13 protein-coding genes are annotated in these 18,708 nt (G+C 38.6%); 9 read left to right on the forward strand and 4 right to left on the reverse strand.

Annotated features, from left to right (window positions below):
* Window positions 1–92: 92 nt before the first annotated feature.
* Genes JOD18_RS18670 through JOD18_RS18685 form a run of 4 tightly spaced genes read right to left on the reverse strand, consistent with a single transcriptional unit; the run spans window position 93 to window position 6,066 of the window.
* Window positions 93–1,109 (reverse strand): bifunctional lytic transglycosylase/C40 family peptidase, encoded by a 1,017-nt coding sequence (locus tag JOD18_RS18670; protein WP_239588225.1) that lies wholly within the window; start codon window positions 1,107–1,109, stop codon window positions 93–95.
* A gap of 5 nt (window positions 1,110–1,114) precedes the next feature.
* A complete protein-coding gene (locus JOD18_RS18675; RefSeq protein ID WP_239588219.1) occupies window positions 1,115–3,283 on the reverse strand; it encodes an MFS transporter in 2,169 nt (722 codons plus the stop codon).
* Window positions 3,234–5,690, reverse strand: coding sequence for a conjugal transfer ATPase TcpF (gene tcpF / locus JOD18_RS18680; RefSeq protein WP_204670641.1), 2,457 nt, complete (start codon window positions 5,688–5,690; stop codon window positions 3,234–3,236). The genes JOD18_RS18675 and tcpF overlap by 50 nt, the downstream gene beginning before the upstream one ends.
* Entirely contained in the window at window positions 5,674–6,066 is a 393-nt protein-coding gene (locus JOD18_RS18685; RefSeq protein WP_095312461.1) for a conjugal transfer protein, read from the reverse strand. Before JOD18_RS18685 ends, tcpF begins: the two co-directional genes overlap by 17 nt.
* Before the next feature lie 112 nt (window positions 6,067–6,178).
* Here JOD18_RS18685 and JOD18_RS18690 point away from each other — a divergent pair.
* The 9 genes from JOD18_RS18690 (at window position 6,179) to JOD18_RS18730 (ending at window position 18,659) form a co-directional block, all read left to right on the forward strand.
* Window positions 6,179–7,746, forward strand: a protein-coding gene (locus JOD18_RS18690) for an IS3 family transposase (RefSeq protein WP_420827810.1) whose coding sequence is annotated in 2 segments (ribosomal slippage) — window positions 6,179–6,824 and window positions 6,824–7,746 — 1,569 coding nt in all. Because the reading frame shifts where the segments join, the coding sequence is not laid out codon by codon here.
* Window positions 7,747–8,753: 1,007 nt separating this feature from the next.
* On the forward strand, window positions 8,754–10,664 hold the full coding sequence (locus JOD18_RS18695; protein WP_204670642.1) for a PTS mannitol transporter subunit IICBA: 1,911 nt from the start codon (window positions 8,754–8,756) through the stop codon (window positions 10,662–10,664).
* Window positions 10,665–10,754: 90 nt separating this feature from the next.
* Window positions 10,755–12,833 (forward strand): BglG family transcription antiterminator, encoded by a 2,079-nt coding sequence (locus tag JOD18_RS18700; protein WP_204670643.1) that lies wholly within the window; start codon window positions 10,755–10,757, stop codon window positions 12,831–12,833.
* Between the two features lie 5 nt (window positions 12,834–12,838).
* On the forward strand, window positions 12,839–13,978 hold the full coding sequence (locus tag JOD18_RS18705; protein ID WP_204670644.1) for a mannitol-1-phosphate 5-dehydrogenase: 1,140 nt from the start codon (window positions 12,839–12,841) through the stop codon (window positions 13,976–13,978).
* A gap of 735 nt (window positions 13,979–14,713) precedes the next feature.
* On the forward strand, window positions 14,714–15,184 hold the full coding sequence (locus JOD18_RS18710) for a MarR family winged helix-turn-helix transcriptional regulator (RefSeq protein ID WP_204670645.1): 471 nt from the start codon (window positions 14,714–14,716) through the stop codon (window positions 15,182–15,184).
* A 125-nt stretch (window positions 15,185–15,309) separates the two neighbouring features.
* Window positions 15,310–16,251, forward strand: coding sequence for an ABC transporter permease (locus JOD18_RS18715; protein ID WP_239588220.1), 942 nt, complete (start codon window positions 15,310–15,312; stop codon window positions 16,249–16,251).
* A complete protein-coding gene (locus JOD18_RS18720) occupies window positions 16,244–17,068 on the forward strand; it encodes an ABC transporter permease (RefSeq protein WP_204670646.1) in 825 nt (274 codons plus the stop codon). The genes JOD18_RS18715 and JOD18_RS18720 overlap by 8 nt, the downstream gene beginning before the upstream one ends.
* Complete coding sequence (locus JOD18_RS18725) at window positions 17,065–17,859, forward strand: ATP-binding cassette domain-containing protein (protein ID WP_204670647.1); 795 nt, start codon at window positions 17,065–17,067, stop codon at window positions 17,857–17,859. The genes JOD18_RS18720 and JOD18_RS18725 overlap by 4 nt, the downstream gene beginning before the upstream one ends.
* A complete protein-coding gene (locus tag JOD18_RS18730) occupies window positions 17,856–18,659 on the forward strand; it encodes an ATP-binding cassette domain-containing protein (protein WP_204670648.1) in 804 nt (267 codons plus the stop codon). The genes JOD18_RS18725 and JOD18_RS18730 overlap by 4 nt, the downstream gene beginning before the upstream one ends.
* Window positions 18,660–18,708: the final 49 nt, after the last annotated feature.

Here is an 18,708-nt window from a genome sequence, read left to right on the forward strand (position 1 = left end):
TGACACTCTCTATACTACCAAGGGGGATTCTTTTCTGTAAAATTGATTCTACGCTCATTTCCCCTCATATTTCTTCATTACAGGAATGCTTTCTATTGTTTAATACGTCCAACTCCAATAAGATGCTTTTGCCAGTAGGCAGTAGTTAAATCTGCGTAACCAATCGGATCTCCCGCGTTATACATTTGATTGTCTCCAAGGTAAATTCCAACATGGGTAACATACGTTCCAGAGTTATACGTTGAATGGAAAAACACTAAATCACCCGGTTTTGCTTCCGATAAAGGGATATGTTCTGTAAAGTCATATTGTTGTTGTGCTGTTCTTGGCAAATTAATTCCTGCCTTTTGATAACTCCATTGTGTAAGTCCACTACAATCAAAAGAAGTGTTTGGGTTATCTCCACCAAATACATAAGGATAGCGTTCATATTTCAAGGCTTCCTCCATCACTAGTTGCACAATTTCACCATCAAACTGTGGAGAGTGAAAATATTGATTAACCAAATCGACATAAAACATGTTGCCATACAGATATCGCCAACCACCATTCTTTTTTACCGCAATTGGGTTAGAATAAGTCGTTTTACTTCCACCTGAATGTTTTTTCGCAAAGCTTTGGGCTAAGTCAAAACTATATTTTTTTCCTCTTTGTGCAACATACTCAATGAAACCACCGCCATAGTTATAGGCTTGAATAACCGTATTTCCATCTACTCCATTAGATTCTGCGGATTGTATTAAATCTGCAAAGTATTTTACACCTTGTTTTATAGATGCATCTTCCGAATCTAACGTATTTGGTGGTAATCCCATCGATTCGCTTGATTGCATCACATCAATTAATTTCCCACCACTTTCGACTTCCATAATTGCAAGTAATGTTGACACATATTCACTGACGCCATATTTTTTCGCATATTTTTCTATTGTTGAGCGATGGTTTAATACATTTGCTGACACAGAAACACTTCCACCGCTATCCATGTCAAAATCATTTCCTCCTGATGAATCATCTTCATTAGAAATGAAAAGTGCCACAAAGAATAATAAGCCAAAGAAGAGTAGAAAGCCTACTCCATACGTAATGAGCATTATTTTTAATCGCATGACCTTCATTGACGTTCCCTCCTATGTGTAGGCGCGGAGCGTTTCTGAAGCTTTCTTTTCTTTATTACTTTGATTGGGTTATCTTGTTGTTTCATCACTTTTCGTATATTTTGTTTACGTTCCATTTCAGGACGTTCTTTATAAACTGATACTTTTCTATTCAACTTCGACTGTTTGAATTGATCCTGCACCCCACGGGTTAAATATTCTTGAGTATTTGTTGATGTCTTTCCTTGTTGTACAATTCTTGCTACAATCGGTTCACTTTGAGTAACAGGTCGTGTATGAGTAGCCTGATTACGAGAAGCTGCCCGCTTTTTATCTAATGACCGTCGTTTATCGGCTATCGTTTGACGATGTTTCACTGTGCGTTCCTTTGATGCCTTTTCTCTTTGTTCCTTCGCTTTGACAACACCTTCTTTAAAATCATGAACAGGCTTTTTCAACTGTTCTTTACCTTGCATGACCGCATATTTAGTATTCGTTGGTAAATCAACCAATTGTTCTTTTCGGTGCTTGATATTTGCTCGAATCTGATTTTTTGCACCAAGTACCTTGCCCGTTACTTGACCAAACTTTTGACTTAATGAAGTTGGATTCTCCTGTTCGTTCGTCTTTTCTCTATTCTTTTTAGATGATGATGTAAGCCGTTGTAACGGACGAAGAGAGGATGAATTTCCTTTTGTTTTTTTAGATTGACCAACTAATGCACCAGCCGTCGCTCCAGCAGTTGCCCCTGCAAGTGTTCGCGTAATGTTACGTTGTAATCGGCGACCACCACGATTAAACATGCGATAAGGCCGACGCATCATTTTACGGCCAACATTCTGTGAATCATTACTTTGTAAACTAAACATACTCATGATGTCACCGAGTTTCATGTAAATGCCTGCAAACGTCACGATCTGCAAAAAGGCAATTAAGAAAAATGGATAGCTTGTCGTTAAACTGTAAAGCATGGATGAAATACTAAAGGCTACTGTAATAATCAACGTAATCCCAGCCCGAAGCATAATCACATTAAATAGTTTCATAATCGCTTGTTTTCCCATGTTTTCAAAGGTGGGTATCATGGAAAGTAGAAAACTAATGGGTAGAAACATGGCGTAGATAATAAACAGAATTTGCGAGAAAATCATAATTCCTGATAGAAGAAACACAAAAATGGATATTCCAATATTAAACAGAAACAAAAAGAAGACCATTCCCAAACGTGTGGTGGTCTTCGTAATCGTTAAGTTTTTATTTTCGTGATCTTCAATTTCTGCTTTGACAGCATCTTCACGATCTTTACCATTATTCGTATCAGGGTTGATAGAAACTAAGCTTTCAACACGTTCTTCGCCAATCGTTTCTTTATCCGAATCATCAAATTGTAATAGCATCCAAGGCTGCTCTACTTGTATGGAAAAGAGGTTATTCCGTATCATATCGACACTATCTTTTCCTTGGCTACTCGAATTCGGCATCAAGATTTTAGTACCTAAATCTAAACTTGCTTGACTAATATCTGCTGAAAAATCATTGATTTTAGCAATATACGTTGGGGCATAGGCAATAAAAGAAGCCGACAAAATAAACACGACTAAAAAGTTTAGGATTGCTCGAATCGCTTTCGTTGTTTCCCGTTTCATTAAGCCTGTATAAGCCACGTAAATTCCAATCACTAAAATGAAAAGAAGCAAGAAACCTACATAAAACCCCGAACTACTGAAACCACTTGCGGTAATCCCAGCTAATGTTTGCATGTTCTTCCCGATAGCGTCTGCCGTTTGTGAAATCAAATCGAGTGAATAAGCTTGTTGGATTAAATAGCCTGTTGCATTAGATAAATACAAGCTAATAATCCAGATGAAATTAGTAATCGTGTAGAGACCATACATGACCTGTTTTCCTATTCCATCGTTCCAGTTCCATGGCAGCCAATCCCAACCTGTGTCAACATAAAAATCGAGTTGGTAATGGTCAAGTGGGTATTTGGAATACAGATTGTCTTCCGATACCGTATCATCAACTAATCCAGCAGCTTGGGCAAATGTTCCAAGTAAAAGAAGACATAGAAAAACGGCAGTACCAATAAGTACCACCGTCAAGACAATCTTTTTCAGTTTTTGTTTATTCAAATTAATCGCCACCTTTCCTCTCCTGTGTCGGTGGACGCGTGTCAAAAGCATGGAATAAATCTTCAAAGACAGGATGGACTTGAATAATTCCCACACGCCCATATAAGTCTTGAATTAAACATTGGCCGTTTTCCAGTTCCCGTAATCGCCTTTGATTCGATTCATCTTCCGCATCCACACCAAAGAATTGCAGGGTTTTCTTTATTTCTGTCATATCCCTGGAACGGAAAGCAAACTTGACGCCGATGTTATTTTTTAATTTTTCATCGGTTAAATCGTCGGCATTCTGGGTAACAAAGTAGACACCAGCATTCATTGCACGCCCTGCACGAACTAATTTATTTGAAAGTGTTTTTCCTTGTGCAACTTGTAGAAAGCTCCAAGCTTCGTCCAAATCAACAATTTTAAAAATGCTACGATCGGAATGTATAAAGTCTAATGCAAAAGTAGAAATGACAATCAGCATGGCGACACTTAATAATTCCATCGTTGTATATTCCTCAAAACTTGTTTCTGCGTCTGGTAACACTAAATCTGCCACTTGAATAATATTCAACTGTTTTTCTAAACTAATCGAATTTTCCACAGTACCATCCGAAAAGAGAAGGTGGGCAAAGTCATAGTCGGTAAAACTTTCGATATGGTCAGCAATTGGACCAGCTAATGGATTAGGATCACTTCTAAGTTCATGAATCACAAGAAGCAAACCACGTTCTTCCTGTTGACCAACAGCTCGAATCGCTCGTCGTAATACAGGGAATTTATCTCCATCCCGACTGGATATACCTGTGAGGAAAGTAAGAATATCAATCGCAAGACTTTCCGAGTCCTTTTTCTTTTTCATAATGACAAAAGGATCAAGTAATCCTTTGTTGGTATCGTCACTTGTTAAATTAACAATATTTATTTCGTGAGCAATTTCAGGTAACGTTTCTTTCCATTTCCCTCGTTCCGCCTTTGGATCAACAATGAGGGCTTGACCACCAAAGAGAACCGCATAATAGACAAGTAGATTATTGGAAAAAGATTTACCTCCACCAAGTGAGCCTAAGAAAGCAGAAGCTAAGGCATTCGTGACCGAACCTTTGACGCCTTGACTAGCAAGGCTAGGGTTGAGATAGACATTTCTTCCCGTATCCAAGTTGTAGCCAAAATATATTCCTTCTGTTTCTCCTAGCATTTGTGTTGCACCAAACCCAAGGCCTGCCAAAAAGTCAGAGGTCACGTACTGGATATAATCATTCATATACCGCTTACTAGCAGGGATAAATTCACTGTGTAAACCGATTATATCTCCAAATGGACGAACAAGTTTTACATTCAAATCATCATAAAAATCTTTTACCTCATTACAACGCTGTTTGAGTTCATCCAAGTTAGGGGCAGATACTCGAATGACATAGCTTAACTTATACATTGATTCTTTACTTTGGTCGAGCACATCTTCTAGTTCATTGACCTGTTCCAGCGCGTCGATGACATTGCTACCTGTTTCGTTATCGGATTCCCAGGCATGGTTATCCAGGTCTTTGAGTTCCTTTTTCTTATTCCGAACGGTAGACAATGCTTTTTTATTCGTTACAATTTCTACGTTCATGGAAGTATCGATTGGAAAATCAAATTGTTGTTGTTGATAATAAAAGATTTCATCCGATGGAAACTCAAGATCACCGACAATGGAATTAATCGTAAAGTAGGCCACATATGTTGTTTGTTCTTCCTGTTCGATTTTTAAATAGCGTTGGTTTTCCTCAATTAAACAACGGGACGGTTTAATCAGATCATATCGTTTCACTAACGTTTCCCTTTTTAACTTCTTTAGGGGAAGAGCATAATCATACTCGTCATAAGCCATTCCAGTTTGGCCGTGAAGATGTTCAATTAGATAGCCAAAGTCATTTTTATCTAATGGGCGTACCTTAAAACGTCTCGAAATTTTGTTTTGTAATAACGATTCCATTTTAGAGAAACGTCTAATTTCATCATGAGGCATGGAAACAAAATCTCCCATCAGATGATGATTCACATCACGGACAAATGAAGATAGTGAATTTTTAATGTTTTTCCCCATTGATTTCATACTGACTTCTTCTTCATTCAGTAACAGCTTAAACCCAATAAAGAAACGATAATCTACTTGATGTTCACCAATCATGGAAACAAGGGCTTCCGTTTGGTCGTCAATCCGTTCATAAGCAACCTCTTGTAATCGCCCTGTGACTAAGTCTTTGCTTCGTTCTTGTACCGAGCGAATACTACTTGCGGTACTAATCTGTAAAGCATGTATTTTCCCGTCTTGATTTTGTGCAATCAATTGACGGAAATGGTCATGAACCTGTATTTTCTCATCCTCCGATAAAAAGGAATAATTATATGGCAACAGCTCATAATACGCAAAACATTCGCCGTCATGATTGAAAACAAGATTGTTTTCAAGATATTTAATCGGATAACGCATGGATTTCACTCCTAACAGCCGTTAAGCTTTCATTTACCTTTACATGTTGTAGTTTGATAGGTTTTCCTGCATACGTAACTTTAGGTCGAAACCAATAGGTCAATGCAGACTTGAGAAAGCTGTACGGTTTTTTGCCATCAAATGTTTTCTGGCTCATAAACCATGTCAAACCAACTGGTATTCCGACATATTTTAATAATGCACCATTAATCAAAGATAACGGGGGAAGATTTCCTAACAACATGACAACTAAGAGCGAAAGTACAAACCATGACATTTGATTGAATGTTACGGGAAAAGGTAAACGAAAATCATTAATGGCATAAATCACTTTTTCGACTGACCAAATACGAGTATAACTTTTGAGTTTTTTCATATAAAATCATCCTTTCGTACATAGAAAAAGCAGCCTGTACGATGATATGCTCCCTTTATAGTAGACAGAGAAATAATAAAAATTCTCTCCTACTAGGAAGGGAGTATTTTTAATGTCTAAAAGAATAACCAAACATACGCTGGAAGAACGTATGGAGATTGTACAAAAGGTGACGGAAGAAAAGAAACCGATTAGTGCTATCGCAAGAAAATATGAAATGTATGAAAATACGGTGAAAGAATGGGTTCGTAAATATAAAAGTAATGGGATAGATGGATTGAAGGAGTCAAGGAATTGGAAACAGTACCCAGAGGAATTAAAAAGACAGGCTGTAGCGTTCTATCTTGAACAAGAAAATAGCCTCAAGGTAACATGTGAACAATTTAATATTTCGTCCACTTCCGTTTTACGTCGTTGGATAAAGCTTTATACTAGTGGTAAAGCAATAAAATCCACTAGTAAAGGAAGCGTTAAAATGAGCGAAGGACGTAAAACCACATTCAAAGAACGGATAGAGATTGTCCAATATGCGATTGCCAATGATTCCAATTATCATCAAGCAGCGGAGAAGTATAAAGTTTCCTATCAACAGGTTTATAGCTGGGTTCGTAAATATGAGAAAGATGGAGAGCAGGCTCTTCAGGACCGCCGCGGGAAGACATTAGAAACTAAGCCAAATCTAACGGAAGAAGAAAAATTAAAGCTTCGGATTAAGGAATTAGAACACCGTAATCAATATTTGGAGGCAGAAGCTGGTCTCTTAAAAAAGTTAGAGGAAATCGAAAGGAGAGGATCGAACGATTAAGGAAACAAGTCCCGGCATTTGAAGCCATTCATGCCTATCATGAAGAAACAGGCACGCCGATTCAATTACTATGCGATATTTTAAAGGTGTCCCGCTCTGGATATTATAAGTGGCTGCATCACATACCAGGCGAACAAGAAGACGAAAATGCATGGCTAATCAAGAAAATCCAAATGATTTTTAAACAGTACGGAGGAATCTATGGCTATCGGCGAATCAGAATGGTGATTGATCGCAAATACGGAAAACGATATAATCTGAAGCGCATTCGTCGTTTGATGATTTTATTAGGCTTAAAATCATTTATCCGTCGTTCGAATGGATATTCCACCAAAACAAGCTACGTCAACATTGAGGAGAATATTTTGAACCGGGAATTTACGGCAGACAAGCCAAATCAGAAATGGGTAACGGATATCACACATTTAAAATACAGCCTGAGTCATAAAGCTTATTTAAGCGTCATTAAAGACCTTTATGATGGTTCGATTGTTGCCTATAAGGTTGGTTATTATAACGATAATGAGCTGGTTATGGAAACCATTAAAGCAGCACTGGAAGCAAATCCAGGTGCCACGCCTTTACTGCATAGTGATCGAGGTTCGCAATATACATCGAGGGAATATCGTTTGGTGACAACAAAAGCCGAGATTACACGCAGCATGTCCCGTGTTGGGAAATGTATTGATAATGCGCCTGTAGAAAGCTTTTTTGGCCATTTTAAAAGTGAATCTTATGATTTAAAACGATATAAGAGCTTTGAAGAATTAGTAGAGGATATTGATCGATATATCCAATTTTATAATGAAGAACGTTACCAGGAGAAATTAAACAGCCTGACACCGTTGGAATATCGGGACCAGGCTGTTGCATAGAGTTTTTGTTTTTTTACTGTCTACTTGACGGGGCACAGTTCAGTTTGAGTCTCATTGTTCTCTTTTTAATGTTTCCACCGTCCTGACAGCAACGCCTGCAGTTTCAGTAAAACGTTGGGGTTCCACTTATCTAAATCTTAATTTTTGTTACACATCATTTGGTTTCATGCTTCTTCCAGACCCTCTCTGAATGATTGATGAACTATCATCGCTTTTTATTCTCAATACAAGCCTCTCGATAGAGTACATAATCAACAAATTTCTCATATGAACGAGTCAAACAATCCGATGAAACGAATCGCACTTGTAGTTATTTGATGAGCAATTTTGATAAATTTAGGAAAGAATAGGATCCAAATAAGAAAACGTAGTGGTCAGATAACAGTTGTGTTGGACTGACTAAAAAAATCTTCTTATTTCTTGGCAATGGGAGAAATTACAATTTGCTGTTTTAAGATAAAGGTGGCTAAACCAAGTGTGTATAAATTCTATTCTGTCGAGAAAAAATAGGTTTGTCACCAACCTCGCGACAAAGTTAGTTTTCAAGTATCTTGAAGGTAATTTAACTGTGTCATATGATTTAAGAGAGGGGTACTGTCATAAGAAATAGGAAAACCCTGTTGCATTTAAAGACCTGACATGCAGCTTCTACAAGCATGATTTATTTCAAAAGACGCAGCAACCCTTGTTGTGTAAGTCTTTATAGCATACTACGTTTGTCACTCCAAGTAAGTAACAGCGGAAAAATGTTGTGATTTCCTATTTTAACAGGAGGCTGCTTTACTAACAATATTAAGGTCTTGACAGTTTTTTGAAAAGCTTTTGCAATACCGTAGAGGGGTTTAAAGTGAGACTATGATTATTTGGGCCTCACACTGATCATTAGCGGAATTTATCAGGGTGTTAATGTCTGATTCCTAAACTTATCCTTATGTTACTTGAAGCTTGATGGACTCTTAGAGACGATTAACACCATGACAAAAACTATATGGAAAGGGAGAGAGATAATGGCTCAGTCAAATTTAAAGGTGAAAGTCCAGAAGTTTGGTAACTTTCTTAGTTCGATGGTAATGCCTAATATTGGTGCATTTATTGCCTGGGGACTTATTACTGCATTATTTATTGCGGATGGTTTTATTCCAAATGAGAACCTGGCAAAATTAGTTGATCCTATGGTGTTTTACTTGCTGCCGATATTAATCGGTTACACAGGTGGTAAATTAATTCATGACCAACGAGGCGGGGTCGTTGGTGCGATCGCTACAATGGGGGTTATTGTAGGTGCACCAGATACTCCGATGTTCTTAGGTGCCATGATTATGGGGCCGCTTGGCGCTTACGTAATTAAGAAATTTGACCAATTAATAGAAGGTAAAATTAAATCTGGTTTCGAAATGTTAGTGAACAACTTTTCAGCTGGTATTCTCGGTGGATTATTAGCAATTTTTTCATTCTGGGGTATCGGACCAGCTGTAAACGGATTTACTCAACTTCTTGTTGCAGGGGTAGATTGGTTAGTAGAGGCAGGTCTTTTACCTTTAACAAGTATCTTTATCGAACCTGCCAAGATTCTATTTTTAAATAATGCAATCAATCACGGAATTCTTTCTCCAATTGGTTTAGAACAAGCTAGAAGTACCGGTGAATCTATTCTTTTCTTATTAGAAGCAAACCCTGGGCCAGGTCTTGGTGTTTTATTAGCATTTATGCTGTTTGGAAAAGGAGCTGCAAAACAATCAGCTCCAGGAGCAGGAATCATTCATTTCTTCGGGGGTATTCATGAAATCTACTTTCCATATGTCTTGATGCGCCCACTGCTGTTAATTGCTGTTATTCTTGGCGGGATGAGTGGAATTTTTACCTTAGTATTATTAGGTGGAGGTTTATCATCTCCTGCATCACCAGGTAGTATATTTGCAATTGCTGCTGTTACGCCTGGAAAAGCAAGTGTTTATTTTGCAAACTTTGCTGCTATCATCGTAGCTACGATTGTTTCATTCGTTGTTTCTGGACTTGTGTTAAAATCAAGTAAACAAAAAGATGAAGATATTGATGAAGCTGCACAAAAAATGCAAGAAATGAAAGGGAAGAAAAGTTCTGTTGCTGGAGCACTGCAATCTAATTCAGGATCACTTCCAGAGAGTGTAAACAAAATTGTTTTTGCTTGTGATGCTGGAATGGGTTCAAGTGCAATGGGGGCCTCTTTATTGCGTAAAAAGGTAAAAGCTGCAGATTTAGATGTTACTGTCACCAATACAGCAATTAGTAATTTACCAAGCGATGCACAGATAGTTATTACACAAGAAGAATTGACTCCACGTGCGAAAGATAAATTACCTGGGGCTTATCACATTTCAGTTGATAACTTCTTGTCTAGTCCAGAATATGACAAGTTAATTGACAGCATGCAAAATGGCATCTCTGAAGAATTAACTGAAGTGGTTGAAGAAACAGAATCAGATGTAACGGACACAGACCACGATCATGATGACGACGACTTGTTACGTGAAGAAAATATCTTCCTTAATCAGGAATTTGCTACCAAGGAAGAGGCTATTCGTTTTGCGGGGGAAGTATTGGTCAAAAACGGTTACGTAGAGGAAAGCTATATTGATGCTATGCTCGATCGTGAAAATGTGACTTCAACTTATATGGGTAACAATGTGGCAATCCCACATGGTACGGAAGAAGCGAAAAAAGCTGTATTACGTTCAGGATTTACTGTTCTTCAAGTTCCTAACGGTGTTGAATTTGATGGTCAAGAAGCAAAATTAATCTTTGGTATCGCTGGAAAAGATAATACGCATTTAGACATTCTTTCTAGTATCGCAGTGGTGTGTTCAGATGAAGAAAATATTGAACAGATGGTACAAGCGAAAACAGCGAAAGAATTGTTAGACATAATCAATAGTAAATGATCCAAAAAAGAGTAGAAAGATGGTAGGTTACTGTCTTTCTATTCTGTTATAATACCTGAGATCAATTTATAAAAGAAATGAGTGGGTAGCATGTTTATTACGTCAAGAGAAAAATCAATCATTGATTTAGTAATGAAGACCTCTGGTAAGCACACACCACATTCACTTGCTAGCTATCTCCATGTAAGTGTGAGAACTGTACAACGTGATTTAAAGGCTGTTGAAAACATCTTGAAGTCCTTTGAATTACAATTGAAGCGCACAACCAATGATGGTCTAATAATTAATGGGAAAAATGAACATATCTTTAAACTAATGCAACAGTTGTATCACGTACATCCAACAGATGAAACACCAGAAGAAAAAAAGTTGCAACTACTTATTACATTGTTACATGAAGGGTCGTTTTTTAAGACGCAGGTCCTGGCAAAACAGCTTGGAGTAAGTGTTACAACACTTGGTACTTATTTAGATGATCTGACCGAGTGGTTAGCGAATTTTTCGATTGAATTGACCCGAAAAAGAGGCGTCGGTGTAAGTATAACTGGCAGTGAAGCGAATATGCGCAAAGCATTAGCAACTTATTTTTTGTTTCATTTCCACGAAGAGCTGTTAGAAAACTTATACCTTTTACAGAAGAATAGTCAATTGGAAAGACCTGTACTCGGTTACTTTTCTTCCGATTATCTTATCGTAATTGATGAAATGGTTCATCATTTGTTTGACAGAGGACAGACACGGTTAGCTGATAATGATTATTTGGGGCTTATCATTCATATTGCGATTACGATAAGACGGGTAGAGAATGACTTCTTGTTGAAAGAAGAAACAGGATCAGTTGATGAACAATCGACTAGAGCATATCAACTAATTGATCAGTTATGCGCAGATTTAAAATCTGCATTATCGATTCCATTAACCAAAAAAGATGTTCATTATTTAACGGTTATTTTAAAAGGATCGAAGCTGCAAGATTTGGAAACAATAGACTATGACAGTATTATGCTTGGCCAAATTATTAAGAATATCATTCAAGATGTTTCAAGCCAATTACACGTTGATTTATCTCGAGATTTTTCGTTATTTCAAGGGTTGCTAGCTCATATGGAGCCTTCAATCTTTCGGTTGAAGCATCAGATGGGATTATTTAATCCATTAACTGAGCAAATAAATAAGAAATATCCTGTGTTATTTATGGCTGTGCGGAATAGTTTGGAGAAAGAATTTCCTGATATCGGCTTTCCAGACGATGAAATTGCCTTTATCGTCCTCCATTTTGGCTCGGCATTATTGATGAATGAGGAAAAGACGGTGATACAAGCTGTTATTGTTTGCCCAACCGGAATAGGTACCTCTAAGATGCTAGCAACCCGTATCCAAAAAGAATTCCCGGAAATTAATTCTGTTGAAATCAAATCCATGAAAGAAATGGAAAAATCAAATTTAGATAAGTTTGATATGGTTATTTCCACTGTCAGGCTTCCATTTGATGATGTTCATTATATGTTAGTATCGCCCTTATTAAGTAATGAAGACATCCAAATGATTCGCAGTTTTCTGCAGAATAATATTCAACAATTAACAAGTAAGAATGAGTATGTGAAGGCTAGTAGTAAAGAGAAAAAACAGGCGCCATCAAGTTTGCAAGATGTTTTACAAGAGATGAAAGATGTTCAAACAAGTATTGAATCCATCCTGAATAATTTACAAGTATACTGGAAGGTTAACACAGATTATAAACAAGTATTAAAAGAGATGACTGCAGAATTGGAACAAGAAGGATTAGTCACAGATGCTGCCAGAGTCTTTGAGAAGCTTTGTGAAAGGGAAAAAGCGGGCGGACTTGGGATTCCAGATACGAATTTGGGTTTATTTCACTGCCGAGATGACAGCATTCAAGAACTTATTTTTCAAGTATGTCACTTAGAATATCCTTGTGTGATTAAGGGTATGGATGGCAAGGAAGTACAGTTGAAAAATTTATTATTAATGCTGTCTCCTGAGAATCTCAGTTTAACAGAGCAAGAAATATTAAGTCTTATCAGTATTAGTCTGATTGAGAATGAGGCAGCATTGATGATTTTTTCGTCAGCAAGTAAAGCAATGATTAAAAGTAAGTTAGAGGAGTTATTTTCAGAATACCTTCAAAATAAATGGATAAAGGAATGATCGTAATGAAACAGACAGTTCATTTTGGTGCTGGAAACATCGGTAGAGGTTTTATCGGAGCATTGTTTTCTGAGTCGGGATATCATGTAACTTTTGTAGATATTGCTGATCAAATCATAAATCAACTAAATGAACAACAAAGCTATCATGTGAAATTAGCTACAGATAAACAGGAAACAACTACCATTAATCGTGTATCAGGCCTAAATAATCTGACACAGCAAAATGAGGTTATCGAGGCAATCATAAACGCAACTTATTTGACTACTGCCATTGGTCCTAACATTTTGCCAAGGATTGCACCATTAATTGCTCGGGGTATCTCTGAACGAGTGTACCAAACAGATGAAAAACTATATGTGATTGCTTGTGAAAATCAGATTGGTGCAACAGACATTTTGCAACAACATATTTTAGATAACCTTAATGAGGATACAAAAGAAAGATTAGCTGGCCGAGTACAATTCTTCAATTCTGCTGTAGATCGTATTGTACCAATTCAAGAGGACAATCAATCACTAGATGTATTAGTAGAACCTTATTATGAGTGGATTGTAGAAGCGACAGAGGCTATTCCAGCTGTTGAAGGAATGTCTATTGTTAGTGAACTTGATCCTTTTATTGAGCGAAAGCTATTTACCGTTAACACGGGACATGCAGTCATTGCCTATCTTGGTTACTTGAATGGCAAGTCAACGATTGATAAAACATTAGCAGATGACGCAATTGAGAAACAAGTTGAAGCCACATTAAAAGAAACCGGTGATTATTTAGTTAAGCAATATGGTTTAGATCGAGAAGAACACTTTAACTATATTCGCAAAATTATAGGGAGATTCAAAAATTCTTATTTAAATGATAGTGTAACAAGAGTAGGACGTGCCCCAATCCGAAAACTTGGACCGGAGGATCGTTTAGTTCGTCCAGCTACTGAGGCACAAGCGGCAGGATTATCATTTACTAACCTAGCGAAAGCTATTGCTGCCGCATTATTATTTGATCATCAAGAGGATGAAGAGGCAGTAAAACTTCAAGCAATGATTCAAGAAAACGGAATTCCCAAAGTGTTGCAGGAAGTGAGCGGCCTCGCAGAAGATAGTGAGATTACACAAGAAGTTATTAAACAATATGATTTGTTAAAATAACACAAAATGGTTCAGCACAAAACGTTCGCTAGTATTATCCCCTAAGGTAGACTTGAAAAAAAGGAGAACATGTTTAAGCTGCTTTTACTTGTCTGCTTGGAGGGGATTTTTCTGCAGATATCACTTACATGCTAATTGGTGACAATTTCGCCTATTTTTCAGTGGTTTTAGATTTAAATAATTGAATAGCGATAAGGGAAGTTTCTGATTGAAACGATTTAGACCTAGTTTAAATACAAACTAGTTAAATGATAAACTACTGACGAGGCGTTTACTCTTTTTTCATTGTCTATTTGACAAGGGTATATGCATTATAAAGAAAGAGGTATTCTTATTGGAGCTATTATATCAAAGATATAAAATAATAAAGACAGTAATAACTGTGTGAGAGATGAGGGGAGAAACACATCATCTCATGAAGGACTATTTCATCTTGACACAGGGTATATAGGTGCTATATACTTTTTTATAAAATAATAAAGACAGTAACAACTGTGGGAGAGATGAGGGGAGAAACACATCATCTCATGAAGGACTATTTCATCTTGACACAGGATATATAGGAGCTATATACTTTTTTGATGAATGGGACAAAAATGTTTACAGCAACTGTGTGGAGAAAGAGAAAGCAGTATAATGAAAAATTTTTTATTTTAACATTATAGCAGCTAAATCCTTTTGGCGCTTAATTCTCTGCGCTTTAACTTAGGATGTTTGTTTATAGGAGTGAGGAAGATGAATGCAGGTGAATGGCAAAAGCAAGAACTAAGTGATGCATTTTTAGGTGCAGTTTACGCTTATATGGACTATGAGAAAACAACGCATCTTTTAAAAACGAAGGATGGAAAGCAGATTTATTATGCAGAAATTCATATCGTATCTGCGATCCATGATCATGAAGGAATTCATGTGTCGGGTTTAGCTGATTTGCTTGGCGTGACTATCGGAGCTGTTTCACAAATATTAAAGAAACTTGAAAAGAAAGGTCTTGTTAAAAAAGAGCGTGATGCGCGTAATCAATCGCGTTTTTTATTGAGGTTAACGCCAGATGGAGAAGTTACGCATTTTAATCATTTGAAGTTCCACGAAGAGTTTGATGAATTATTTTGTAAGGCACTAAAAGGAGGGAGTGTAGAACAAGTTGCTTTCTTAAAACATTTTTTAAACCAAATCGAACATAGATTACAAAAAGTGGCGAAAAAATAATTTTTTTTAAATAAAGTATATAGCAGCTTAATACTTTTAAATATAGATTCCATCAATATGATGGAATTAAAAAATAACTGTAATTGAGAATGATTATCTTTGTCAAAAGGAAGGGAATAGATTTTATGGTGGTTTTTTTCAAAAGGTGCAGAGCTCTGATCATTACACTTTTTGGGGTGACGGCACTTTCGTTTCTAATGGCTAATATTTCAATTGTTGATCCGGCAGAGGCTTATGCACGAAATATATTTTTGCATCCGACAGAAGAACAAATTGTTCAAATCCGCAATGAAATGGGGCTAGATCAGCCGTTGTACGAGCAATATATACAATGGTTAGGAAGTAGTTTGCGTGGCGATTTAGGGATTTCATTACAGACAAAAAATACAGTCGTCTCAGATATTGGTCAAAAGCTCCCTATAACTATGCAACTTGTTAGCTTGGCTCTATTATGGGTGGTGGTATTAACAATTCCTGTAAGCCTTGTTGCAGCCTTGAGACAAAATAGTTGGTTTGACCACTTGGTTAGAGTAGCAACGATATTGGGTGCTTCACTGCCCAACTTCTGGTTAGGATTCTTAGTTCTTCTCTTTTTCGCTGTAACCTTTCCAATTGTGGAAGTAGTAGACGGCAATCTTGTGAGCCTGGTTTTTCCTTCCCTGGTTTTAGCTACTCCGCTTGCCTCGATATCCATTCGCTTACTTCGTGCGACCCTACTTTCCAATCTGAATAAGGATTATGTTACTTACGCGAAAGCAAGGGGATTGAGAAATGGAAGGATTGTATGGGGGCATGTAATGAGAAATTCACTTCCTCCGCTGGTTATGCTGTTTTGTCAGTATATTGGTCATATGCTGGCAGGAAGCGCTATTGTCGAGAGCATTTTTTCCATGCAGGGCATAGGCACTCACTTGGTGGATGCGATTATGGCCCGTGATTTGCCAACGGTCAACGGCTGCGTATTAATTATTGCGATGATTTTTGTGTTTGGCAGAACCCTGGCGGACATCATCAACAAGCGACTTAATCCTCGGATGATCAACAGGGATGAGGTGCTTTATGATTAAGAAGCTACTTAAAAGCAAACAAGCGATGATCGGGCTGACATTAATCGTCTTGGTAACGCTTGTAGCCCTGTGGGCCCCGTTGATCGCACCCCATGATCCGAATAAGATTGATGTGCTAAACCGGTTCATGTCTGCAAGCTCTCAGTATCCGCTTGGTACGGACCAGTTGGGACGATGCGTATTATCCAGGTTGCTTATAGGTGCAAGCTATTCACTAGGGATTGCGGTGCCAACGCTGCTGGTGCTTGGAATTGTTGGATTAACGCTTGGAACAGCTTCTGCGTATGTAGGCATGCGCTGGGAACGAGTGTTTTTGAGCATTTGCGATATTTTCATGGCCTTCCCTGCGCTGGTTATTGTGTTGTCTCTGATTGGAGCGCTGGGGCAGGGGCTTCTAAGCATTTTATTGGCGGTCGCTTTTTCTTTGTGGGCTTGGTTTGCCAAAGTAGTATGGAGCTATGCACGCATGGAAATAAGCAAGGACTATATCCTTGCAGCCAAAATTGCCGGCTGCAGTGATCGAAGAATTATCCTTTACCATATCATACCGAATATTTTTCCGCAGTTTCTGGTGTATTTGAGCACAGGAATTGCCGGCATGATTATCATGATATCCGGATTTTCTTTTCTTGGATTGGGCTTTGAAGCGGGAACACCGGAATGGGGCGCTATGCTAAACGAGGCGAGATCGAACTTTTATTCCCACCCAGAGTTGGTCTTCTATCCAGGACTGTGTGTGCTGATAACCGCCGCAGGCTTTAATTTATTCGGCGAGGCGCTCAGAGATATGATCTCGCCCGAGGAGGTGAATGAGTGAAGGAAGTATTGAAGGTGAGTCATCTTTATATTCGTCTTAAACGAGCTCTTGATCAACCTATTGTCAACAATGCGAGCTTTTCTCTCCAGAAAGGGTCGGCGTTGGCGATTGTTGGAGAAAGCGGCAGCGGAAAAACACTAACCTGTAAAGCTGTTATGCGGCTGTTGAACGCCAGACAGTTCAACATCTCCGGGAGCATCCGATACAACGGAATGGATCTCCTTGAGATGAGCGAGAAAAAAATACGCGCGTTGTGCGGAAGCAAAATCGCCATGGTTGTGCAAAACCCGATGACTGCCTTTAATCCCACAGTGAAAATAGGCGCTCAAATGGCGGAAACGTTAAGAGTTCATCAAAAGCTAAGAAAAAAAGCAGCTTATGAGCTTGGCATTCACGCACTTGAAAGAATGAATCTGCCCCGCTGTGAGCAGTTGATGAACAGCTACCCTTATGTATTAAGCGGGGGAATGCTGCAAAGGATCACGATCGCTCTGGCCTTGATTCACGAACCGGACTTTATTATTGCTGACGAAGCGACTACAGCATTAGATGTGAAAAATCAGCAGATGGTGCTTGAGGAATTCGAGAAGATGAAAAGAAGAGGAATCGGGCTGCTTTTGGTCACCCATGACTTTGGAGTAGCGGCAAAGCTTGCAGACGATATGCTTGTTATGCGGAGAGGGAAAATCATTGAGAGGGGCACAGTGTATGATCTTTTTTCTGCGCCGCAGCAAACGTATACGAAAGAGCTGCTCGATGCCAGTATGCTTAGAAAGGAGAAATGTATGTGATAGAACTGAAACAAGTTTCCAAGCAGTACAGGGTAAAGGACAGGCAGCGGTCTAAGCTAAAGGTCAATGCCGTCCATCAAGTATCGCTGGCACTATGTTATCAAAAAAGCTATGCTCTGGTGGGGGAAAGCGGGAGTGGAAAAAGTACGCTTGCCCGGTTGATCATGGGCATCGAGAAGCCTACGAATGGTGAAATATGCCTGGATGGAAGAAATATAGCCCTGATGCGATCGAGAGAACTTCGATTAAAAAGGGCAGAGGTGCAAATGGTGCTTCAAAATGCACAGAGCGCACTCGATCCTCGCCTGTCAGCCTATGATTCCATCGCTGAGCCGATCCGATGCTTGACGAAGACGGACAAGTCGGGCGAGCGCAGCAAAGTATTCGAATTTGCAGAAAAAGTACGTTTAACTTCAGAGCAACTCAGGCGTTTGCCTCATGAACTGAGCGGCGGACAGCAGAAACGGGTTTGTATCGCAAGAGCAATGAGTGTTTCTCCGAAATTTATTGTCTTTGATGAAGCTGTCAGCGGGCTTGATGTGACCGTTCGGAAAGAGATACTTGATTTGATCCTGCAGTTGAAAAAAGACGGCATAGGCGCTTTCCTGTTTATTACCCATGATATCGATGTGGCACTTTATATGGCTGATCAGCTTTTTGTCATGAAGGACGGTTCCATCGTGGAGTGGATCGAAAATGCAGCTTCTTATGATGATTTCCACCATGAATATTCGAGGCAGCTAATTCAATCTCTTCCACCGAAATCGCCGAATTACCGCAAGGAATCAGTTAACCGATAGCCTCACCTATGTAGATGAGCAATTTACAAATCCTCAAAGAAATTTGAAT

It is taken from the genome of Gracilibacillus alcaliphilus, assembly GCF_016909015.1.
Taxonomy (GTDB): domain Bacteria; phylum Bacillota; class Bacilli; order Bacillales; family Amphibacillaceae; genus Gracilibacillus; species Gracilibacillus alcaliphilus.